The following is a 22,062-nucleotide window of genomic DNA, read 5'->3' as shown; positions in this document are numbered from 1 at the left end:
CTTTAATAAATTTAATTATGCTTTGTCTCCTAAAACTAATTTAGGGAAAATACATAAACTCTTAAGTTCGTCTAATAATAATTTAAATGCGTATGAAATTTCTACAGGATAAGTTTCTACATCTCCACAGATAGGACAGTATTTCTTATTCTTGTTTCTGTCATATACAGCTAACATACCACAGTTTTCACAAACGATTGCTTCATATTTGTCTGACTCATCAAGAAGTCTTTCTTTTAATGTTAATGCTGCACCGTGTGCGATAAGACAATCCCTTTCCATTTCTCCGAATCTTAAACCACCTTCACGTGCTCTACCTTCAGTAGGCTGACGTGTAAGTACTTGTACAGGACCTCTGGAACGGGCATAAACTTTATCTGTAGTCATGTGGTGTAATTTCTGATAATATGCCACTCCTACAAAGATTTCAGCATCAATTCTCTCACCGGTTACACCGCTGTATAATGATTCACATCCTGCGGATTCAAATCCGTGATTGATTAATTGCTGTTTGATTTCATCTTCAAGCGCTTGGTTGAATGGAGTTGCATCAACTCTTTCACCTTCAAGACAACCTGCCTTACCGGCAACCATCTCTAACACCTGTCCGATAGACATCCTTGATGGAATAGCGTGAGGGTTAACTATTAAATCAGGCACTACACCAAATTCTGTAAATGGAATATCTTCAGGAGATAATATTAAACCGACAACCCCTTTCTGACCGTGTCTTGATGCGAATTTATCACCAAATTCAGGTTGTCTGGTATCCCTTACTCTGATTTTAGCTAATCTTGAACCTTCGACAGTTTCAGATAAAAGAACTGCATCGACAATACCTTTTTCACCGTGTCTTACAGTTACTGAAGTTTCTCTTCTTCTATCAGCAACAGTTCCGAAGTCTTCTTCCAAGAATCTTGGAGGAGAAGTTTTTCCGATTAATACATCACCGGATTCCACATAGGATTCAGGGTTTACAACACCATCTTCATCCAGGTTTCTGTATGCCTCTTCGGATCTGTATCCTTTAATGTTTTTATCTGGAACTTCAAATTTGTCCACCTGACCTCCAGCATATCTTTTTTCTGAAGTATCGTAAGCTCTGAAGAATGAAGATCTTGCCAATCCTCTTTCAAGGGAACCTTTGTTGATAACCATTGCGTCTTCCATGTTATATCCTTCATAAGACATTAAAGCTACAACGAAGTTCTGACCGGAAGGTCTTAAGTCATAATTAGTTGAATCGATAATACGTGTTTTAACGATAGGAGTTTGAGGATGATGTAACAAGTGAGCTCTGGTATCGGTACGTAATGCATAGTTGGAAACATATAAACCTAAAGCCTGTTTTGTCATACCCGCTTCCATGGTGTTCCTTGGAGAGGAGTTGTGGTCGGAAAATGGAATAATACCTGCACAGATACCAAGCATTGTAGCAGGGTCAATTTCCAGGTGAGTATGTTCATCATTCAATTCAGCTAAAGTCATTGCGATATATGAGTTTTCCTCTTCTTCAGCATCAAGATATTCAATGAGACCGTTATTTATCAAATCATCCCATTTCAATTTGCCGTTGGCAACTTTATTTAAATGCTCTTCTTTTAAAAGAGGTTCTCCTTCTTTAACAATTATTAATGGTCTTCTAGCTCTACCAGGATCATTGAATATATAAATCTCATTGTTGTCTTCATAATATGTAATATTCATTTCATGAGATACAATTCCTGCTCTTCTTTTTTCTCTCATGTCCTGAGTGAACTCTTCAGGGTTGGTACAGGTTCCTAAAAGTGCACCGTTAATATATATTTTAGTTTTAACACCAGGAGGAGTGACTGTCTTGAGAGTAATGTTTAATAGGTTTTCTTCCTCATCGATAGTGACCATACCATAATCAGTAGCATATTCATCAGCATGAGTTTCAATGGAATATTCGCCTACCGGAACATTTTTGATTGTACCGCCGCCTGCACTTCCTGTAGATGCAACATAGTCATCATCTTCATCAGATAATATAACGGTTGCCCCTTGGACAGGAGCGCCGCTTTCATCACTGACTGAAATTAAAACATCTTTGGTTGCTCTAGGAGGAGTGATCTTTTTAAGAGAAATGTTTAATAGATTTTCACCATCGCCAACAGTGAATGAGTCTAAATCACTTTCATATCCATCAGCATCTGCTTCAACGGAATATACACCAAATGGAACATTTTTAATAGTACAACCACCAGCCTTACCTGTGGAACCGGAATAAGTCTCATCATCATCAGATAATGTTACTGTTACTCCCTGAATAGGACTGTCATCTTCATCACTAAGAGATACTGAAACATTACCGGTTTGTACAATTCCGGAGTCATTTCCTACAGTTTCATTTCCAGTCTCACCATCGTCAGTTGTATCTTCACCGTCATCATGACAGTATTCTTCAATGATACTAAAGTAAGTATTTATATCGTTTAAACGCTTTTCTTTTTTTGCTTCATCTTCTTCATCATTGTTTTCAGTGATGAAATCTTTTCTAACAGATTTAACATCATCCAAAGGAACTCTTTCATCAAATCCGAAAAAAGCGTAAGCTTCATCTACCTTTTTTAAATCATTTTTAGCCAAACATCTCACCCCCTTAAATCAACTCTACATCCATTTTTTCAATAACATTAATAATATCTTGATCATCAGAACCTTCTGAAATATTACACATCAAAGCTAAGTTCTTTACCAGACCACAGTTAGGTCCTTCCGGAGTTTCGTTAGGACAAATCTTACCGAATTGTGTTGGGTGCAAATCTCTTGCTTCAAAGTGAGGTTGGCTTCTTGTCAATGGAGATACAACACGTCTTAAATGAGAAAGTGTTCCCATGTAACTGGTTCTGTCCAATAGCTGACTTACACCAGCTCTTCCGCCTACCCAATTACCGGTAGCAATAGCGTGTTTAATGTTTTCAGTTAAAACATCACTACGAACTGCCTGTTTAATGGAAAGTTCCTTACCTCTTGAAAGGCTTCTTTCAAGTTGGTAGCTCATATCTCTAGTTAAATTGGTGAAAGCTACTCTGAATAAATCTTCCATCAAGTCACCGGAAACCCTGAGTCTTTTATTGGTATAGTGGTCCTTGTCGTGAGGTTCTCTTTTTTCCTCAATAACTTCAAGTAACATTTCAGTCATTTCTGCTAAGTAAATAGCTTTATCGTAACATTTTTCTTGTTCAGTACCCATATGAGGTAATAAATAACGGTTTACAACATCTGTTGCACGTTTAATACGATAATCTTTAGGCATGTTTTTAGCTACCCTATTACCGATGTATTTGATAGCAGCATTTTGCATATATTCTCTTCTTTCTTCAAGAGACATGCCATCCATTTCATTCTGGTCTAATTTTAATGCTTCAAGTGAGACCTGAATATCGTCCGCTATCATCATTTGGAAGTTATTATCATCTGAAATTGCTGTAATAATCTCTTCATCTGTAGCTAAACCAAGAGCTCTAAGTAATATAACTAATGGAATTTCGCCCGGAAGATATGGGAAAGAAATTCTTAAAAATACTCCATTTTTACGAGGTTTTTTGTATTCCAAAGTAATTCTTGCTCTGAAACCACTTTTAATTGAAGTTACAACAGCTTTTGCATGTCTTTCTTCAACTTCACCTAAACGTTCAAGAATAATTTTATTTGGAGCAATTTCCTCCATAGTTACAACAGCTCTTTCGGAACCGTTTACAATGAAGTAACCTCCTAAATCCTGAGGGTCTTCATGTTTTTCAATTAATTCTTCATCGCTGAGACCGTTAAGATGGCAAATATCTGATTTAAGCATTACTGGCAATTCACCAATATATACTTCTTCTAAAGGATTGTCTTCGCCTTCTTCATTCAATGCCATTTCAAGGTACATGTCTGCGGAATAATTCAAGTTCCTAAGCCTTGCTTCAGTCGGGTCAATTTCGCTACTGGACCCGTCTGCTTCTTTATTAGATGGTTTTTCAATACGTACTTTACCAGTTTTTAAAGTGTATTTTCCATCATCTAATGTAATAGGTTCAGTAATATCTATAATATTTTGAATCCTATTATTTACAAAATCGTTGTATGATTTAATATGATGATCAACCAAATCATACTTATCAAAAAATGCATCAACTAATTTCCAGTTATTCTCTGTCATGGACATCCTCCAGCATTACGTAACGCAATAAAAATAATAAATAAATAAAAAATAACAGATAGGATTAAACCTAATAACTAATTCATTTAATCATTATTCTTAATTTACTCATAACTATCTCCATTTAAGATAATTCCTCTCAAACTAAGTTCAAATTTATTATAATGAATTTCTAAAAACAAAAAAAATACAGAAATTATACTATATTAAATTTACTTTCTAAGATTATATTAAAAACTAATATTATCCTTCAACAATTCTATAAGTAATGAACTCTCCAGCTGTTTCACTTTGACGAGTAATTCTCAACACATTACCCGGTTTAGCATCAATAGCTTCAACAACAGGATCATCTGCCCTAATCTTAGGGAGATCTCTAAAATCATAATCGACATCACTAAATTCTTCAGAAATTTCTTCTTCAGTCATGATTTCATGCTTTGGTACGAGCATATGGTCTTGAATATCTATTTTCAAATTTTTTCCTCCAGATAGAAAAGTTAAAATATAAAATTAGAAACAGGCCTGACGGGAATTGAACCCGCGGCCGCTTGGTTAAAAGCCAAGCGCTCTGCCAGACTGAGCTACAGGCCTAAATGACTTACATACTACCTAAGAACTTGAAGCGCCCTGGCCGGGATTTGAACCCGAGTCGCGGGCTCGACAGGCCCACATGATAGCCCCTACACCACCAGGGCAACCAAAACTTAAATAGTATATGTGCAATAATACACTACCAATTACTATAATTTTCATCATATATAAACCTTTTGGAAAAAGTATAGATTTCACCAAAAATCATATGCGAAAAATTATAAATAAATTGAAATCCCGCCTGCCGGACTTGAACCAGCAACATTTGGATCTACAGTCCAACGCTCTGCCAAATTGAGCTAAGGCGGGTAAAGATGGGTCCGCCCGGATTTGAACCGGAGTCTCAGGCTCCCAAAGCCCAAAGGATCGACCAAGCTACCCTACGGACCCACATACAATAAGTATGTAGATGACATACTAATTATAATATAAATTAACATGTATATAAATGTTACTATAATTTGAACAAAATAACAAAAATTCAAAATTAACAATATAAAATAAAGCCCCGGACGGGAATTGAACCCGCGACCACGAGATTACAAGTCTCGCGCTCTACCAGACTGAGCCACCGAGGCAATATTGTTAATATTATAGAACACTATACACTATATTAAAGGTCATTTAAATACTTTACTATAAACAACCTCTTTTTGTAAATTATGCACTAAAGATATAAATATAATATAATTTATAATTAATAATCATGATAAATGAGACTGAAATTTTAGACAAAGTTGAAAAAAATTTAGAAGAAATTAGATTAAAAAATCCATTAACTCACTGTATAACAAATTCAGTAACCATCAACGACTGTGCAAATGCAGTTCTTGCAATAGGCGGATCTCCATTCATGGCAGAAGACGTGGAAGAATTGGAAGAAGTTGTCACAATAGCCGATGCATTAGTAATAAACATCGGAAAATTAAGTAACGACCAAGTGGAAGCCATGAAAGTAAGTGCAGAAACTGCAAACAAAACCAATACTCCAATAATCCTTGATCCAGTTGGAGTTGGGGTAACAAAACTCAGAAATGAAACCACATTAAATTTAATTGATAATTATAAAATTACTGCTATTCGCGGAAATATCAGTGAAATAAAAGCTATAGCAAAATTAAAAGGAATTATTGATGAAAATAACGCAGCCAAAGGCGTTGATGTAAACCTTGATGACATAATCACTGAAGAAAACTTAAAAGCAAATGGAGAAATCATTAAAGAACTTGCATCAAAACTAGAAACAACCATCCTTGCCAGCGGCCCAATAGACATATTAAGCGATGGAGAAACTACAATTGCCATTGATAATGGAGATGATATGATGCCATTAATCACAGGCAGCGGATGCATGTTATCCTCAATCGTTGGAAGCTGCATTGGAGGTTCAACACCCCTAGAAGGAAGTCTTGTTGCAATCCTTGCAATGAACATTGCCGGAGAAAAAGCAAGAGCCAAAGTTGATGAAAGAGATGAAGGAACCGGCTCATTTAGAGCATATTTAATTGATTACCTTTACAAAACTAATGCCGAAAGCTTAGTTAATGAATCAAACATCCAGATATTATGAATAACATAGATTTATCACTATACCTCGTCACCGACAACAGCGATGACGTGGAGAAATTTTTAAAGACAATTGAAGAAGGAATAAAAGGCGGAGTCAGTGTAGTTCAAATCAGAGAAAAAACTGCAGATACACTGGATTTCTATAACTTAGCACTTAAAGTTAAAGAAATAACTACCAAATACAACGTGCCTTTAATTATCAATGACAGGGTCGATGTTGCACTGGCCATTGATGCTGATGGAGTTCATGTCGGACAATCAGACATGCCCTGCAACGTTACAAGAAGATTGATTGGTGAGGATAAGATACTTGGCGTTTCAGCGGCCACCATTGAGGAAGCGAAAAAAGCTCAAAGAGATGGTGCTGATTATATTGGAACCGGAGCAGTATTTCCAACACAAACCAAAAAAGATGCAGATTCAGTAACAAAACAGCAATTAAAAGAAATAGTTGAATCTATTGACATTCCAGTTGTGGCGATTGGAGGCATAACCTTAGAAAATGCTATTGAACTGAAAGATACTGGAATATCCGGATTATCCGTTGTAAGTGCAATAATGAGTTCTGATAATCCTAAAAAATCATCTGAAAAGCTATTAGAAATATTTAATAGCTAATTTTTATTTTTATTTAAAAAAAAGAATGAAAGTAAAAAAATTATTTTTTACTATTTTTTAAAGCTTCAACAGCAGCCAGTTGTTTACCGGCAAGCATACTGATACAAGCTCCACCACCACTGCTTAAGTGACTCATTTGATCTTCCAATCCAAGACCAGCAGTAGCAGCTGCAATATGTCCACCACCAATAAGTGTAAATCCATTGGAAGTAGCCATTGCATTAATTAAATCTTCTGTACCCATTGCAAATTTAGGATCTTCAAACACACCTGCAGGACCGTTTGCAAAGATATATTTAGCGTCTCTGATTTCTTTTGCATAATATGCAATAGTTTTAATACCAATATCAAAAATTGCTTCGTTTGGTATTTCATTAGAGTCAATGTCAACTCTTTCACCATCGATTTCACAAGCAACATCGATAGGATACTTGACTTTATCGCCAAATCTTTCGATTAAATCTCTTGATTTTTCAACCATATCTTCATATCCTTTACTTGCTATGAAATCCCTATTGACCTGACCAATATCTGCACCTGAAGCCCATAAAACTATATTTCCAACAATACCTGTTGTTAAAATGGAATCTGCTGTACCATTGCTCAATACATTTTCCATAACATCAATTGAATCATCAGGCTTCATTCCACCAAGTAAAAATACACATGGATGTTCTACATTATCCAATGCGTTTTGAATGACAGTCAACTCCTCCTCCATTACACGACCTGCAGCGGAAGGGGTGTTTACTGTAAAACCAACCAATGATGCCTGAGACCTGTGAGCTGCTGCAAACGCATCATTTACATAATAATCAACCAATGGAGACAAATGTCTCACAAGCAATGTTTTAGACTGTTCTTGCGGGGTTCTTGATAAAGTCTCTTCTGAGAAAAAACGTGCATTTTCAAGCAATAAAATTTCATGAGGTTTTAAATTACGGATAGCTTCTTTAGCAGAACTTGAAAATAATGAATCGACGTATTTTACTCTTAAATTTAAAATATCAGACAATGCATCTGCATGTTGAGATAAAGTTGTGAAATCCTTTTTACCAGGACGGCTTTGATGAGCAAGAATTACAACTTTAGCACCTTTATTGGACAGTTCTTTAATTGTTCTTGCATGTAATTTCAGTCTTGTATCATCCAGAATAATTCCTGAACTTGGATCTACCGGAGCATTAATATCTACTCTCACAAGCACAGTTTTGTTTTCTATGTCAAAATCATCAATTGTATTAAAATCAGCCATTTTCTCACTCATAATTATAATTTACTTACCAAATCAAGTAAAGCATCCTTTGGACTTTCAGCCTTAATAATTCCTGATGCAAGCAATACTCCATCAGCACCCAAATCCATAGCTGCTTTCATATCATCACCAGTAGTGATTCCGGCACCGCACAATACTTTAATATCCTTGTTAATAGCTTTAACCTCTTTAACTGTATCTTCAACAACTTCAGGTTGTGCCTGAGATACTGGAATTCCAGTTCCTATCAGTTCAGGAGGTTCAACAGCTACTGCAGTTGGAGCAAGAGTGGCAACAGCTTTTGAAGTTTCAATGTTATTTGTACAAACGCAAGATTCAATTTCATGCTGTTTGCATAATTTTATAACTTCATCAATGTCTGCCAGTTTCATCCTGTTTTCAGAATGGTTAATCAATGAACCGCTTACTCCCGCATCAATTAAAGTATCTATTAAATTAGAACCTGTGTGTCCGCCTGGAGAAATTGGATCAATGTGTTGAGCATAAATTGGAAGAGAAGCTTCTTGGCTTATCCTGTAAATATCTGCAGCCTGAGGAGCTGCAACCATAGTGATTCCGGATTCGCTTGCAGCACTTTCCAAATCATGTGCAAGTTCCAAAGCTTTTAAACCACTTGATTCCAAATATGTTTTATAATTCAATATCACTATTGGTGTATCCATAATAATCCCACGAAATAATTTTATTATTATAATATTTGGTTAACATTATTAAATAAATTTATGATTTAATTCTATTTTTTGCAAGTTCAATATATTTCTCGTTAATATCATAACCGATATAATTTCTCTTGTTTTGAATAGCTGCAATGCAAGTTGTCCCGCTGCCGCAGAACGGGTCAAGAACAACATCCCCCTCATAGGAATATAAGTTTATTAACCTATGGGGAAGTTCAACAGGAAATGGTGCAGGATGGCCAATTCTTTTGGCATTTACTGCCGGAAATGTCCATATGCTTTGTGTCCATTTGATAAAATCATCCTTTTCGATTGTATCCTTTTTCTCCTGAGCTTTATTTTTGGAATAGGATTTCTTTGAAAAAACAAGAATGTATTCGTGATAATCCCTGAGCACAGGATTTGAAGCTGACATCCAGCTTCCCCATGCACAGGACCCTCCGGCACTGGCAGACTTATCCCAGATTATTTCACCGCGCATCAGAAAACCCAAATCAAGCATTATCTCAATTATCATGGCATGAAGCGGAATATACGGTTTTCTGCCGACATTTGCAATGTTGATGCATGCTCTGCCGCCGGTGACCAGTTTCTTATATGATTCATGAAAAACAGATGTCAAAAGTTCCAGATATTCGTCCAAAGACAAATCATCATCATATTCCTTTCCCACATTGTATGGTGGAGAGGTAATCATTAAATGGACGCTGTTATCAGGTATTTCATCCATGTTTTCACTGGATTTGCAGTATAATCTGTTTAACTGTTTTTCATCAATTTTTGATTCCTTAAAATCTATCTTTTTAGGAATTTTAAAATCTTCGAATAATTTTGCACTGTAAAATTTTTTTGAACTGTGAGATTCTCTTAAAACCGAACCGAATGAAGAAGTTTGAGTTTTTCTAACCACATTAAGACCTCTTTAGAAGGTTTAAAAATTTTAAACCTTTATTTTCATATGTCTCCTCCTGATTAGCTATTTCAATTAACTTGCCTAAATTTCTTGGACTTTCCATTCCCGAAAAGAAATTCAAATCACTGCTGAATAGATTATTCAAATGTATTTTCAGCTCATCCGTATTGTCAAATCTGATAAAACCTTTCTTGGGAGTGGTCTTTCGAGTATTTCCATGATTTAGCGGAAAAGGATTCAATGACCAGAAACCCTGAATCAAACCGGAATGCTTTAAGTAATCTGCCTTTTTAGAAAACCCATTTGACAAAGGAGCATTTCCAATGACAATAATAGGTATCTTAACAGATTCAAAATTTGAAACACGAACGTCAATACATTTTCCAATAGCCTTCAGGACCGAATCGGAACGTGTGAAACTTGGTTTTCCCTGATGAGACCTATAATCACCGGCTTCAAATACATTATCAAGGCCAGGTTTATATTCCCAATTCCACACCAATGACATTTTTACTTCACATATTAGTTTTACCTGCGATGCCTTTAAAATCTTTTTATCTTCAGTTGCAACCACAATATCTGCCGGCGAACTTGAAGTTATTCCAAGAGAAGGAATTCTTGCCTGCTGGACAACACACAACTCATCACCTATCAGAGATGTGAACAGGTCAGCTACCCATTTTTCCGTGAAATTTCCAATAAGGGAATTTCTAGCTTGAAGTGTGGATTTTCTTCCCCTGTATCTTTTTGGCCAATATGCCAGATATCTCCCATCATCGGTTTTATAGAACAGCTGCTCTGGAGATGCGAAACTTCTAGACTTAATAAAAAATAATTTTTCTTGAGATTTATTCCATAATTTCATGAATAATCCTATAATTATTAAACATATAAATATATTTATTAAAATAAATGCAATATTGTTCAATATTAGTAAAATTAAGTTGACCTTGTAAAAATGTATATATTAGCAAATCTAAACATAAAACTGATTTTATGTCATTCAATGAAAGCCAAATAGAAAAACTAGAAAAGAGTGGATATCGATTTGTCGGAACACACGGACATGCGGCAGTTAAGATTTGCCATTGGACACGCCAAAGTATTACCAATAAGGGAGTATGCTATAAGGAAAAGTTCTATGGAATCAAATCCCACAGATGTCTCCAGATGTCTCCGGCGGTTCCAAACTGTCAGCAGGAATGTGAATTCTGCTGGAGGGATTTGACCTACACCCAAACCAGTTGGGAAGATGAGGAATATGATGACCCAAAAACAATAATCGATGAAGCAATTAAAGCTCAAAACAATCTACTTTGCGGATTTTATGGAAATGACAGAGCAAATAAAACAAAATTAGAAGAAATGAAAAATCCAACCAACGCCGCAATTTCCCTTGCAGGCGAACCGACCCTTTACCCCAAAATTGATGAACTGATAGGCGAGTTTAACCGAAGAGACTTTACAACATTTGTAGTCAGTAACGGCCAGTGTGTTGAAAGATTACGCAATCTCGAAAACGATCCATACCAACTATACCTTTCCTTGGATGCGCCTAACGCTAAAATATTTAATGACGTCTGCAGACCTAGAATAAATGATGCATGGAACAATTTAAATGAATCACTTGAAACATTAGCCAGTTTTAACTCACGCACATGTATACGAAATACCTGTGTTCGTGGAAAAAACATGGAAAAACCTGAAGAATATGCAAAACTAATCAAAAAAGCAGACCCAGATTTCGTAGAAATAAAAGCATATATGTGTGTCGGCTCATCACGTGAGCGTTTGACTTTAGAAAATATGCCTACATTTAGTGAAGTGAAGGAATTTGCAAAAAAAATAGGTGATGAGTGCGGTAAAGAGTTAGTAAATGAATCTGAAGTCAGTCGTGTTGTTTTGCTCGAATAGCTATTTTTCTGCCCAAATCAAATGCATTTTCTAAATCTTTAGGAAACTGAGTTTCCCTTAAAAGCTTTCTTTCTTTTTCATCGAAAGCATCTGAAACATATCTGGAATAATCTTTAAACTGATATGTTTCATAGACATAAAGGTGCTCAGGTTTACTAAACACCATGCTTAAGCCCATTTCAAAGTGGTCATGAAGGTCATGATAACCGATTTGATAAGAAATCTCTTCTGAAGCATTCATGGTGTAAATACAAGCCAGCGGCATTTTTTTGTGGTCAACTGTTTCAGTCTTGCTGTATGCGACGAACGGAAACATGAATCTTTCCTCAAAACACCTCATATTTCCTGTCACATCACTAAAATAAATTGGTGAGCCTAAAATGACGCCGTCAGCCTGAACAACCTTATCTAGAATAGGTTTTAAATCGTCTTTTTGAACGCATCTGCCATAATGTTTTCCATTAACTCGTTTACATGCAAAGCAACTCCTGCATCCGTGAAACGGAAAGTCATATAAATCTATTCTCTCGGTTGAAGCATCCGGAAATACAGATTTAATCCCTTCCAAAGATTTGTCAAGAAGTTGAGCAGTATTGCAGTTTTTTCTTGGAGAACCATTGATGGCAAAAAATTTCATTTATTTACCTTCCGCCTTTAACTCTTCACAAAGCTCAACAGCTTTACGTGCAGCCTTTTCCATTGAAGTTTCATAAGGAATTCCGGCTTCTTCTAAAAGCCTTTGGCCTTCTTTCTCATTGGTACCGGTCAGTCTGATTACAATATGTATTTTGCGATTGGATTGTTCTAAAGCTTTGATTACACCACGTGCAACATCATCTGCCTTAGTGATTCCACCTAAAACATTTAAAAATACAACTTTAACAGGATCATAGTTCAATACAATGTTTAAAGCCTGATTGATAATATGTTCGGAAGCTCCACCACCAATATCAAGGAATGTAGCCGGTTCTCCACCGTTAAGCTTAATCATGTCCATTGCAGTTAATGTTAAACCTGCACCATTACCGATTACAGCAATATCTCCATCCAATTGGACAAAGTCCACTGCCTTTTTCTTATAGTGCATTCTTTCAACTAACTCCTGATGTCTGAACAGTGCATCGTTTTCAACAACCATTTTTGCATCAGCAGCAATCAATCCGTCAGGAGTTAAAACCAATGGATTAATCTCAGCAGTATCTGCATCATATTTGGTAAACACATTGTATAATTTCCAGATCATATCTCCCATTGGGGAAATCAATTCGGACGGAACACCCATTTTACGTGCAATTTCACGTGCCTCATACGGTAAAAATTCAAGTAAAGGATTAGGATAATATCTGATAATTTTTTCAGGGTTTGTCTTAGCCAAGTTTTCAATTTCGACTCCGCCCTCTTTACTTGCTAAAATAACAGGTCTTCTAGCGCCTCTGTCTACAGATACGGTTACGAAAAATTCATTTAAAATTTCGGCTTTTTCTTCAATTAAAAGGTGTTTTACACGTTCACCCTTAATTTCCATTCCTAAAATTTCATCAGCAACACTTAAAGCTTCACCAGGGTGGTCTGCAAATTTTACACCACCAGCTTTACCTCTACCACCAGTTAAAACTTGTGCTTTAATAACAACAGGGACATCCATCTCTGAAGAAATGGTCATGGCTTCTTCAGGAGAGTATGCAACATGCCCCTCTAAAATTGGAATACCTTCATCATTAAAAATTTGTTTTGCCACATTTTCAAAAAATCTCATTTTAACACCTATTCATCGACTAAAGCGTATCCTGCTTCAAAAGCGCTGATATTTTTCTTTTCAGTTCCTTTAGGAACACTTACTTCAATAGCTTTGATAGCAGCTTCTTTGGATATTACTTTAGTAATTTTTGTAATAGCTCCAACCATAACAATATTAGCTACAATCTTGAGTCCGATTTCATCTGTAGCGGTCTGTGTAGCGGGAGCTTCATAAACTTTAATATTATGCTCGTCTATAAATTCTTTAACATCTTCGACATCAGTTGTTCCAGGATCAACAATCAATGTACCATCATCCTTTAAATCCACAATGTATTTCATTAAAGCTTCATTAGACATAGCCACAAGAATATCAGGGCTTTGAACTTTAGGATAATCCACTTCAGTGTCACTGATAACAACTTCACATTTGGAAGCTCCTCCACGAGCTTCAGGACCATATGATTGGGTTTGAACGGCTTCTTTACCATCGAAAAGACTTGCAGATTTACCTAAAATGATACCTGCAAGAATAATTCCTTGACCTCCAAATCCACAGATTCTAATTTCAGTTCTCATTTTATCCACCTACAGCTCCTCTTCATATGCGGAATTAATAAGGGTCTTCTTACCGAATTTTTCCACACTAATCTTATCAATGTTTTGAGTAAATTCATCTCTTTGAGTATTTGCAAATTCCCCAACGACAATTTTGCCTTCCAAATCCTTAGGTTTCATTCTGTCTGCAGCAGATTTGAACACAGTATTTGCTTTCATGACCGCAGCCATTGCAGTTGGAGTTTTCAATTTGTTTTTACGGCCAAAGTAAGTTGGACATTGAGTTGCAACTTCAATAAATGAAAAACCAGGATTTTTCAAACCGTCTTTAATGGATAAAACAAGGTTTTCAATCTGAACAGTAGTCCATCTTGCTGAATAAGTAGCACCTGCCGCTGCAACAAGTTCTGCTAATTTGAATGGAGCATCCTGATTACCGTATGGCGCTGTTGTTCCGAAACTGCCTTTAGGAGATGTAGGGCTGATTTGACCCCCAGTCATGCCGTAAATATTATTGTTAATACAAATTACAGTCAAGTTAATGTTTCTTCTGGCAGCGTGAATCAAGTGATTACCACCGATTGATGCAGCATCACCGTCACCAGTAAACACAACAACATCCAAATCTTTATTTGCTGTTTTCAAACCAGTTGCAAAGCTTAATGCTCTTCCGTGAGTGGTGTGTAGAGAATCACATTTTAAATATCCTGGAATTCTTGAAGAACAACCGATTCCGGAAACCATTGCAATATTATCGAAATCCATTTCTGCCTTTTCCATAGCTGCAAGGAATGCGTTGATAATTGCTCCATTTCCACAGCCCGGACAGAAAATATGAGGTAATCTGTCTTCTCTTAAATAAGGAAGAAATCTGTTTTGTTTTTGTTCAGTCATTTTAGTTACCTCCCAATCTATCAATTTGCTCTAATATTTCATCCGGAGTAGGCAATAATCCTCCAATAACACCCATCAGATGAACATTGGAATTTCTTTTACATGCACGGTCAACTTCATAATACATTTGACCCAGGTTCATCTCAACAACCAGCACATCCTTTGCGTTTGCTGTCAAGCGGGCAACTTCCTCATCAGGAAACGGCCATGGAGTATCAATTTTAATATAACCTACTTTCTTATCGCTTCTGTTAACCGCTTCAACAACAGATCTTACCGGTGCACCATAAGAAACGATGACCACATCTGCATCTTCACAGTTTTCAGATTTAACAGAGCAAATTTTATCTTTATTGTTTAAAACCTTATCACAAATTCTTTGAATGAGTTTATCATGAGTTTCAGGATTGTTAGTGTCAGGATAACCTCTTTCATCGTGAGTAAGACCGGTTACATGAATATTGAATCCGTCACCAAAAGCAGGCATTGGAGTTGTTCCGTTTTCAACATTTTCAAACGGCAAGTAATCATCGCTCATTTCAGGTCTTTTTCTTGGAACTATTTCAATATCGTCACTGACTACAATTTTTTCCCTCATGTGCCCTATAACTTCATCAGCCATGACAAATACAGGGCATCTGTACTCTTCAGCTAGATTAAATGCTTTAATTGTAAAATCAAAGAATTCCTGTACGCTTGATGGAGATAATGCAATCGGTTCATAATCCCCGTGAGATCCCCAACGTGCCTGCATCATATCCCCCTGTGCAGCCATGGTCGGCTGTGCTGTTGAAGGAGAACCACGTTGAACATCAACAATAACGATAGGAGTCTCACTTATGAATGCATAACCGATATTTTCCTGCATTAAAGAAATACCCGGACCAGATGTTGCAGTCATTGATTTAGCTCCTCCCCAAGAACCACCAATAATAGCTCCAGCTGACGCAATTTCATCTTCCATTTGTACAAATGAACCGCCAACTTTAGGCAACTCACGAGCTAAAGTTTCAGCAACTTCAGTAGATGGAGTAATCGGATAACCTGCAAAAAACCTACAACCTGCAGCTATCGCTCCTTTAGCACATGCTTCATTTCCTTGAATAAAAAATTCTTCAGCCATTTTAACACCTACTTTTTCCCCTTTGTGAAATTAGGATTGAAATTAACATCATTTCCATCTTTCATCCACCAATTTTCAGCCAAATCTACAGTAATAGCTTGGTCAGGACATGCAACTTCACAAGTACCGCATTTAGTACATCTTTCTTCAAACTTAACAAAAGGCAACTGAACTCCTTTTTTGTTAACGTCCGGAGATATTGCATATACATTCTGATAACACATGAATAAGCAAAGATGACATCCTTTACACAAATTTTCATCAATAATAATCAATTTTAAATCTCCTAATATATTTATGATAAATAAATATAGAATGTATATAATATCTGTTATTAAACATTTAAATATCTTATGAGAATCATGTGAGATTTGAAAAATTTATTAAAAATTAAAATAAAATATCTAAATATGATTCATTTGACTACACCAATTACTGATGATGATTTAAAAGACATTAATGTAGGCGACCAGATTTCAATTTCCGGAACCATTTATACCGGCCGTGATGCAGCCCTGCCCCAATTGGTTGAGTTGGTTAAGAAAGATGAAGTTCCATTTGATTTGAATGGAACTGTAATTATGCACACTGCATTCAGTGAGGCAGGAATTGCTCCTACAACCAGCAATAAAGAAGAAATTGAATCAACAATCCCATTTTTAAGCGAACATGGCGTTAAAATCCATATTGGAAAAGGAATGTTAAGCGATGAAACTGCCGATTGTTTAAACGCAAGCAATTCCATTTTTGCAATAACTCCTCCGGTAGCGGCATTGCTTACAAACAAGGTTTCAGAGAAAAAATGCATACTTTTTGAAAATGAAGGTATAGAAGCCATGTTTGAGCTGAAAGTTGAAGATATTCCGGCAATAGTAGCAATACATAACTGTGAAAAAATTTAGAAATCAATCCATACTGATGTCCCTGATATAACGTGCCGGAACACCGCCGACAACTGTATTTTCAGCCACATCACGAGTAACGACTGCTCCAGCAGCAACAATAGCCCCATCTCCTATTGTAACGCCTGAAACAACTGTGACATTTGAACCTATCCAGACATCATTGCCTATTTTTATTGGAGAAGGAATAAGATTACCTCTTTTTTTAGGATTTTCTTCATGATTTAATGTGGCCAAAACAACATTGTGGCCAATCAGCACATTATCACCAATGTAAATGCCTCCCTGATCCTGAAATTTACATCCTGAATTGATAAAGACATTTTTGCCCAGATGAATGTTTTTGCCAAAATCCGTGAAAAATGGTGGAAAAACCCTGAAATCATCACTGACTTCACTTCCGATTAATTTTGAGAACAATTCTCGAATCTCATCAAAATCATGATATTTATAGTTCAGCTCACAGGTGATTTTCTGCGCTTCCTGAGAATAGTAATTGCAGGTCAAAGCGGCCTCTTCATCCATTGTTAAAGTTTTGCCTTCATTGAAAATATCCAATATTTCACTAAGTTCTAACATGAATGATGGTTTATCAAAAATAGTATTTCAAATTAATGTTTTAAAAAAAAATAAGAAAAGAGAGTTATGTAAATAACTCATACTTAGAGAATCTATTCTTCGTCTTCTTCATCTGAAGATTCTTCTCTTTTTTCGAATTCATCTACGAAATTGACTTTGGTAATTTCTTCAATGTTGTCCCAAATGTCTTTAGCTATTCTGAATCTTGCAAAGGTAATGTCCATGTAAGATTGTTGGTCGAATTTAGCCATTTCATCCAATTTGATATTTGCAACGCCATCAACGATGTTGATTTCGGTTTTGTCTATGTCAACATTAGGATTGGAGTAGTGTAACTCAATCATACTTTTGATTTTTTCTTCTTCATCATCAATAACTTCGGTTACTTCAACATCGTAAATTAAATCTTTACCTGCTAATTCATGGTTGAAGTCAACTTTTACTCTTCCACCGTTTACGGTTAAGATTTTACCAGTTGAACCTTCTGCAGTAATTCTCATACCTGGAACAGGAGTCATACCTTGTTTTTTGAACTCTTTCATAGGCACTAACTGTATCATTTTAGGATCACGAGGACCAAATGCATTGTCAGAATCTACTTCAATGTGTTTGGTTTCACCTTCTTTTAATCCGATGATTGCTTCTTCGATTGCAGGTAATAAGTGGTTTCCACCTACAACAATTGGAATTGCTTTGTAAGTTTTATTTTCATCGAAAATTCCTGCTTCTTGTGCAATTTCATCATAAGTAGTATCAAATACTTCATCAGTTTCTTTAACTTTACCAGTAAAATTTACTCTAACAAAATCTCCGTTATCTATTGCCATAATAATTACGCTCCTAAATAATTTTGATTAAATAATTTGTTAATAAATATAACATTTTATAGTTTTAGTAACCATCACTTATTAAAGTTTTGTATTATGAGATGGAATGTAAAAAAACGAGTATTGATAAAAAAAATTAATACAGAAAATTTCACCATTACTTCTCAAATGCTCTTTCTAAAAAGCTATATTATTTATAAACATATAATTATAAATCATGCAAAGAAGAGGTGCCGTCAATCTACCACTCCATGGAGGACATCCGCCACGATGGCTATTTACAAGAATGGTTGAACTATCCGGAGCGCTAGCTTCAGTCATCATTGAAGAATACAGTTTAGCGGAATTTTTAAACAGAATTTCAAATCCCTACTGGTTTCAGGCATTCTCATGCGTATTAGGTTTCGATTGGCACTCTTCAGGGACAACCACCACAACTCTCGGTGCCCTTAAGGCATCACTATCTCCAGAAGAGCATGGAGTTTATTTAACCGGAGGAAAAGGTGCGAAATCCAGAAAAACACCTGAAGGAATCCAGCACGCAGGAGATGTCTTTAACTTGAAAACCAAAACAACGGAAAAATTAGTTGAGACAAGCAAACTGTCTGCAAAAATTGACAATTCCTGCATTCAGGACGGATATACATTATATCAGCATAACTTCTTCGTTACAGAAAAAGGAGATTGGGCTGTCGTTCAGCAAGGCTTGAACACCCAAAACAAATATGCCAGAAGGTATCACTGGCTGGGCTCAGATGTGGAAAAACTCCTAAACGACCCCCACAGCGGAATTTCATGTGATAAAAAGACGCCCAACACCTTGAACATGTCTTCAAAAGAAAGTGAGGAAGCCCAAAAGATAAGTGTTGATTTAATCAATGACAATCCAAACCATTTAAGGCAATATTTTAAAAGAAAAGACAATCAGATGCTTTTAGAAGATTTTACAATGCCTGCCCATCACCCCGTTTTAGACATGGACATTTCAGACAAGGAATTTGAAGTCCTAACAAAAGCATGGGAAATACAGCCTGAAAACTACGAGGAGTTAATATTGCTTCAGGGAATCGGACCTAAAAAAATAAGGGCTTTAGCTTTAATTTCAGATTTGGTTTACGGAGAGCCTGCAAGCTGGAAAGACCCCGTTAAATACAGCTTCACCCATGGAGGAAAAGACGGTTTTCCATATCCTGTTGACAGGGAAGTATATGACAACTCCATCCAAACAATAAAAGACGCCCTTGACCAGGCTAAAATTGAAAAAAGAGAAAAAATAAAAGCAATTAAGAGATTGGATGATTTTATCTCCTAACGGTTTTCATCGTGTATGTTAACGTTTTTTCCGTGAGCTGTCGGAATGACTTCAAGAACCGGATTTTCAAATTCAAGATCAAACTCTTTACCGTCCATAAGCAAGTGCTGGAATACTGCAAGAGAGGATACTTCAGAGTGAGGCTGTGTTGTAACAGACACGTTCCAGTCAGCAGCCTTGTAAACTTTTCCTGGAACTTTAGCTCCCCCAACGACAATCAGAATATCAGCACCATCTTGTCTAACTTCAGGTGCAATCTCATGAGCCTGAGAACCGTACATTGTCAGGTGTACAACTTTACCTCCGTCTGCTTTCCACCTGTTGATAACTCCCATATAGCTTTCAGCGTATTCAATTTCAAAACTTCCGCCAAATCTTGAAGCGGTATCCCTTACGTTTTCCATGAGCTTATTGTCACGTTCACCTGCAAGATAAATTTTGCTGGCTCCAAATGCACGGGCAGTTAAGCAAACATGAGTAGTGATACGAGTATCTCTTTTTAATCTGTGATCCAATCTTAAAACATTAACATTCATAATATCATTAATAGATTAACCATGAAAATATATAATCATTTTGAAAAGACGATGAGAAAAACCACCTGTTTTAAATTTTGGGAGGTAAATAGAAACTTCATTAACGAGAGATATTAATCATCATGTTCAGTATTTAATGAAAAATTCAAAGAATATGCAAATAAGTGGTAAATCTCATCAATACTACTTATCACAATTCTAATATATAAACATGCGATTAAATAACTTCAATATTGATTTCAACATGTAAAAATTAGTTATAAATAAAATAAAGCCACCGTCATGAACAATAATGAAAACAAACGACCGACTTCATTGCTCATTCCAAGAACATCACCGTTGGCCAGAACAAAATTTCTCCTTGCAATCAGCGCAATAATAATGCCACTTACAACAGCACCTACTACACCAAATATTCCTACAGTACCCCCTAACAAACCGGCAATGATTGCAATTATTATTGTTGAAGCAAAATAATTGGCAATATTGGTTTCTTTTATAAAATAGCTGCCGATACCAGGAGTCAATGGTATTGACAGTAATGCTGTAGTTAGCAAGGATATCTTTGCAGACATCTCACAAATTATAATACCCAAAATAAAATTATAATCAAGGATATTATACAAACCGGCAATTGTCAGACTGGCCACCAAAAATAATGTTGCAACACCTCCGGCGCCGACTGAGGAATCTTTCATGACCCTGATTTTCTTTTCAGGTGCTCCATGAACCATCACACCATCAGCCATATCCATCACACCGTCAAGGTGATTATAACCAGTGATGAGCATCAAAAATGCATAAACGACTGCTGCTGCGAAAAATGAATTAAGATGCAGGAATTCTATAGAGACATAACCGCATACTGCTGCCAAAATCCCAATGAAAATGTGTAAAAATGGCCAGCACCATGTGAGCTTTGTCATATACTCAATTGATGTAAAAACGTTAATCGGCAGTATTGTTGAGAATGTTAAAAGACCCAAAAGTGATCTAATAGGTGAGAATTCTTCATCTTCAAAATAATCATCATTTTCCATAAAACCATTCCTCAATTTATGAAAGTGAAATATTAATTGTTATATTCTATTTTATTTCCTACAATATAATATATTTCTCCATCGGCCAATAATTTGATAATGTTGTTGAAACATTATTTCAACAACTTTATTTTTAATCTAATGTGGTTTTTATTTTTATGTTAGAAAAACACTTTTCAAATATTAAATGAAATATAAATAATATATTCAACAAACATTACCATATATTTTTTAACATTAAGGTTTTCACTATGTCAGATATATCTTTAGAAATGTATAATGATTTTTCAAATGTTATTTCAAATGAAAATACAATATCCTGCGATTCAGTCTTAGAAATATTAAAGAAATACGCCTCTACCGTTTCAGTATTTGATTTAATGGCAGTTAATGCCAAGATGATTAAAGACTCTGAATATGTTCAAAAAAGCTATAAAGACAAAGGCCACAAAGTATACGCAAAATATTTTTTAGGGCGTCTAAAATACATTTCAGGCGATGAAACACATTATTCTAAAAACATTGACAAAGAGGAGTTTATTGATGCAATCGCTACATTAAAATCATATCATATGAATGGCACAATAAACAATGAAACTAAATTTCCATTAATCTACGGCATTGTTTCACTTTATACCACATTTGTTTTAGAAGAACCGATTCATCCCGTGGGCACACCATTTCCCGGATCGCTTGAAGTTGAAGAAATAGATGGAAAATATTATTGTCCAGTGAAAGATGCTAATATCGATTCTCCGAATGCTGTGTGTAAAATGTGCCTTGCAGAACAATTAGAATTCTAAAAAAATGAAGAAATGAAGATAA

At 35.9% G+C, this 22,062-nt stretch carries 23 protein-coding genes, 5 tRNA genes and 1 pseudogene; 6 read left to right on the top strand and 23 right to left on the bottom strand.

Going from position 1 to position 22,062, the window contains the following annotated elements; genetic code table 11:
- Positions 1-15: 15 nt before the first annotated feature.
- The 9 genes and pseudogenes from rpoB to IJL02_RS06545 all read right to left on the bottom strand — a co-directional run bounded on the left by rpoB (position 16) and on the right by IJL02_RS06545 (position 5,340).
- Positions 16-1,848, bottom strand: coding sequence for a DNA-directed RNA polymerase subunit B (rpoB, locus tag IJL02_RS06585; RefSeq protein ID WP_292813513.1), 1,833 nt, complete (start codon positions 1,846-1,848; stop codon positions 16-18).
- 3 nt (positions 1,849-1,851) lie between these two features.
- Positions 1,852-2,619: pseudogene (locus IJL02_RS06580) on the bottom strand (carboxypeptidase-like regulatory domain-containing protein); the annotation flags it as partial.
- Positions 2,620-2,623: 4 nt separating this feature from the next.
- On the bottom strand, positions 2,624-4,168 hold the full coding sequence (locus IJL02_RS06575; protein ID WP_292813479.1) for a DNA-directed RNA polymerase subunit B'': 1,545 nt from the start codon (positions 4,166-4,168) through the stop codon (positions 2,624-2,626).
- Positions 4,169-4,411: 243 nt separating this feature from the next.
- Entirely contained in the window at positions 4,412-4,645 is a 234-nt protein-coding gene (locus IJL02_RS06570) for a DNA-directed RNA polymerase subunit H (RefSeq protein ID WP_292813475.1), read from the bottom strand.
- Between the two features lie 43 nt (positions 4,646-4,688).
- Positions 4,689-4,762: transfer RNA gene (locus tag IJL02_RS06565), tRNA-Lys, on the bottom strand.
- 32 nt (positions 4,763-4,794) lie between these two features.
- A tRNA-Asp gene (locus IJL02_RS06560) sits at positions 4,795-4,866 on the bottom strand.
- A 131-nt stretch (positions 4,867-4,997) separates the two neighbouring features.
- Positions 4,998-5,071 (bottom strand) — tRNA-Tyr (locus IJL02_RS06555).
- 6 nt (positions 5,072-5,077) lie between these two features.
- Positions 5,078-5,152, bottom strand: a tRNA-Pro gene (locus IJL02_RS06550).
- 114 nt (positions 5,153-5,266) lie between these two features.
- Positions 5,267-5,340, bottom strand: a tRNA-Thr gene (locus tag IJL02_RS06545).
- A 128-nt stretch (positions 5,341-5,468) separates the two neighbouring features.
- Between IJL02_RS06545 and thiM the strand changes: the two genes are divergently transcribed.
- Entirely contained in the window at positions 5,469-6,332 is an 864-nt protein-coding gene (gene thiM / locus IJL02_RS06540) for a hydroxyethylthiazole kinase (RefSeq protein ID WP_292813472.1), read from the top strand.
- Positions 6,329-6,949, top strand: a complete 621-nt coding sequence (gene thiE, locus IJL02_RS06535) for a thiamine phosphate synthase (protein WP_292813466.1) — start codon at positions 6,329-6,331, stop codon at positions 6,947-6,949. The genes thiM and thiE overlap by 4 nt, the downstream gene beginning before the upstream one ends.
- Positions 6,950-6,989: 40 nt before the next feature.
- On the opposite strand, the gene IJL02_RS06530 is transcribed toward thiE, so the two are convergent.
- The 4 genes from IJL02_RS06530 to IJL02_RS06515 are packed head-to-tail and all read right to left on the bottom strand — an operon-like array spanning position 6,990 to position 10,680.
- On the bottom strand, positions 6,990-8,204 hold the full coding sequence (locus IJL02_RS06530; protein WP_292813461.1) for a phosphoglycerate kinase: 1,215 nt from the start codon (positions 8,202-8,204) through the stop codon (positions 6,990-6,992).
- A gap of 14 nt (positions 8,205-8,218) precedes the next feature.
- Positions 8,219-8,887 carry a triose-phosphate isomerase gene (gene tpiA / locus IJL02_RS06525; RefSeq protein ID WP_292813455.1) on the bottom strand — a complete coding sequence of 223 codons (669 nt, stop codon included), beginning with the start codon at positions 8,885-8,887 and terminating at the stop codon, positions 8,219-8,221.
- Positions 8,888-8,945: 58 nt separating this feature from the next.
- The gene (locus IJL02_RS06520) at positions 8,946-9,812 is read right to left on the bottom strand and encodes a site-specific DNA-methyltransferase (protein WP_292813450.1); all 867 of its coding nucleotides are present in this window, start codon (positions 9,810-9,812) and stop codon (positions 8,946-8,948) included.
- A 1-nt stretch (position 9,813) separates the two neighbouring features.
- A complete protein-coding gene (locus tag IJL02_RS06515) occupies positions 9,814-10,680 on the bottom strand; it encodes a hypothetical protein (protein ID WP_292813445.1) in 867 nt (288 codons plus the stop codon).
- A gap of 131 nt (positions 10,681-10,811) precedes the next feature.
- Between IJL02_RS06515 and twy1 the strand changes: the two genes are divergently transcribed.
- On the top strand, positions 10,812-11,729 hold the full coding sequence (twy1, locus tag IJL02_RS06510) for a 4-demethylwyosine synthase TYW1 (protein WP_292813441.1): 918 nt from the start codon (positions 10,812-10,814) through the stop codon (positions 11,727-11,729).
- Here the strand turns inward: twy1 and IJL02_RS06505 are convergent.
- From IJL02_RS06505 to IJL02_RS06480, 6 genes are read right to left on the bottom strand one after another with little or no spacing between them, the layout of a single operon-like run.
- Positions 11,704-12,366: a flavodoxin family protein gene (locus IJL02_RS06505; protein ID WP_292813435.1), complete on the bottom strand. Its 663-nt coding sequence runs from the start codon at positions 12,364-12,366 to the stop codon at positions 11,704-11,706. The genes twy1 and IJL02_RS06505 overlap by 26 nt on opposite strands.
- The gene (gene sucC, locus IJL02_RS06500) at positions 12,367-13,485 is read right to left on the bottom strand and encodes an ADP-forming succinate--CoA ligase subunit beta (RefSeq protein ID WP_292813429.1); all 1,119 of its coding nucleotides are present in this window, start codon (positions 13,483-13,485) and stop codon (positions 12,367-12,369) included.
- An 8-nt stretch (positions 13,486-13,493) separates the two neighbouring features.
- Positions 13,494-14,045: a 2-oxoacid:ferredoxin oxidoreductase subunit gamma gene (locus IJL02_RS06495; RefSeq protein WP_292813424.1), complete on the bottom strand. Its 552-nt coding sequence runs from the start codon at positions 14,043-14,045 to the stop codon at positions 13,494-13,496.
- 9 nt (positions 14,046-14,054) lie between these two features.
- Positions 14,055-14,918, bottom strand: a complete 864-nt coding sequence (locus tag IJL02_RS06490) for a 2-oxoacid:ferredoxin oxidoreductase subunit beta (protein ID WP_292813421.1) — start codon at positions 14,916-14,918, stop codon at positions 14,055-14,057.
- Between the two features lies 1 nt (position 14,919).
- A complete protein-coding gene (locus tag IJL02_RS06485; protein WP_292813418.1) occupies positions 14,920-16,041 on the bottom strand; it encodes a 2-oxoacid:acceptor oxidoreductase subunit alpha in 1,122 nt (373 codons plus the stop codon).
- Positions 16,042-16,049: 8 nt separating this feature from the next.
- Complete coding sequence (locus IJL02_RS06480; RefSeq protein ID WP_292813415.1) at positions 16,050-16,316, bottom strand: ferredoxin family protein; 267 nt, start codon at positions 16,314-16,316, stop codon at positions 16,050-16,052.
- A 135-nt stretch (positions 16,317-16,451) separates the two neighbouring features.
- Between IJL02_RS06480 and IJL02_RS06475 the strand changes: the two genes are divergently transcribed.
- Positions 16,452-16,943 (top strand): fumarate hydratase C-terminal domain-containing protein, encoded by a 492-nt coding sequence (locus tag IJL02_RS06475; RefSeq protein ID WP_292813412.1) that lies wholly within the window; start codon positions 16,452-16,454, stop codon positions 16,941-16,943.
- Positions 16,944-16,946: 3 nt separating this feature from the next.
- On the opposite strand, the gene IJL02_RS06470 is transcribed toward IJL02_RS06475, so the two are convergent.
- Together IJL02_RS06470 and IJL02_RS06465 are read right to left on the bottom strand one after the other, a co-directional pair.
- Positions 16,947-17,522: a sugar O-acetyltransferase gene (locus IJL02_RS06470; RefSeq protein ID WP_292813407.1), complete on the bottom strand. Its 576-nt coding sequence runs from the start codon at positions 17,520-17,522 to the stop codon at positions 16,947-16,949.
- 92 nt (positions 17,523-17,614) lie between these two features.
- Positions 17,615-18,349 (bottom strand): peptidylprolyl isomerase, encoded by a 735-nt coding sequence (locus IJL02_RS06465; RefSeq protein WP_292813403.1) that lies wholly within the window; start codon positions 18,347-18,349, stop codon positions 17,615-17,617.
- Between the two features lie 217 nt (positions 18,350-18,566).
- On the opposite strand from IJL02_RS06465, the gene IJL02_RS06460 reads away from it, so the two are divergent.
- Positions 18,567-19,661, top strand: coding sequence for a DUF763 domain-containing protein (locus IJL02_RS06460; protein ID WP_292813399.1), 1,095 nt, complete (start codon positions 18,567-18,569; stop codon positions 19,659-19,661).
- Here IJL02_RS06460 and IJL02_RS06455 read toward each other — a convergent pair.
- Together IJL02_RS06455 and cobS are read right to left on the bottom strand one after the other, a co-directional pair.
- Complete coding sequence (locus IJL02_RS06455; protein ID WP_292813508.1) at positions 19,658-20,200, bottom strand: tRNA (cytidine(56)-2'-O)-methyltransferase; 543 nt, start codon at positions 20,198-20,200, stop codon at positions 19,658-19,660. The two genes, IJL02_RS06460 and IJL02_RS06455, sit on opposite strands and share 4 nt — an antisense overlap.
- Positions 20,201-20,454: 254 nt before the next feature.
- A complete protein-coding gene (gene cobS / locus IJL02_RS06450; protein ID WP_292813396.1) occupies positions 20,455-21,237 on the bottom strand; it encodes an adenosylcobinamide-GDP ribazoletransferase in 783 nt (260 codons plus the stop codon).
- Between the two features lie 251 nt (positions 21,238-21,488).
- On the opposite strand from cobS, the gene IJL02_RS06445 reads away from it, so the two are divergent.
- A complete protein-coding gene (locus IJL02_RS06445; protein WP_292813390.1) occupies positions 21,489-22,040 on the top strand; it encodes a DUF2115 domain-containing protein in 552 nt (183 codons plus the stop codon).
- Positions 22,041-22,062: the final 22 nt, after the last annotated feature.

This window comes from Methanobrevibacter sp., assembly GCF_017427765.1.
In the GTDB taxonomy this organism is placed as follows: domain Archaea; phylum Methanobacteriota; class Methanobacteria; order Methanobacteriales; family Methanobacteriaceae; genus Methanocatella.
The sequence above is the reverse complement of the archived record's forward strand: the minus strand, read 5'-3'. Positions and strand labels throughout refer to the sequence as shown.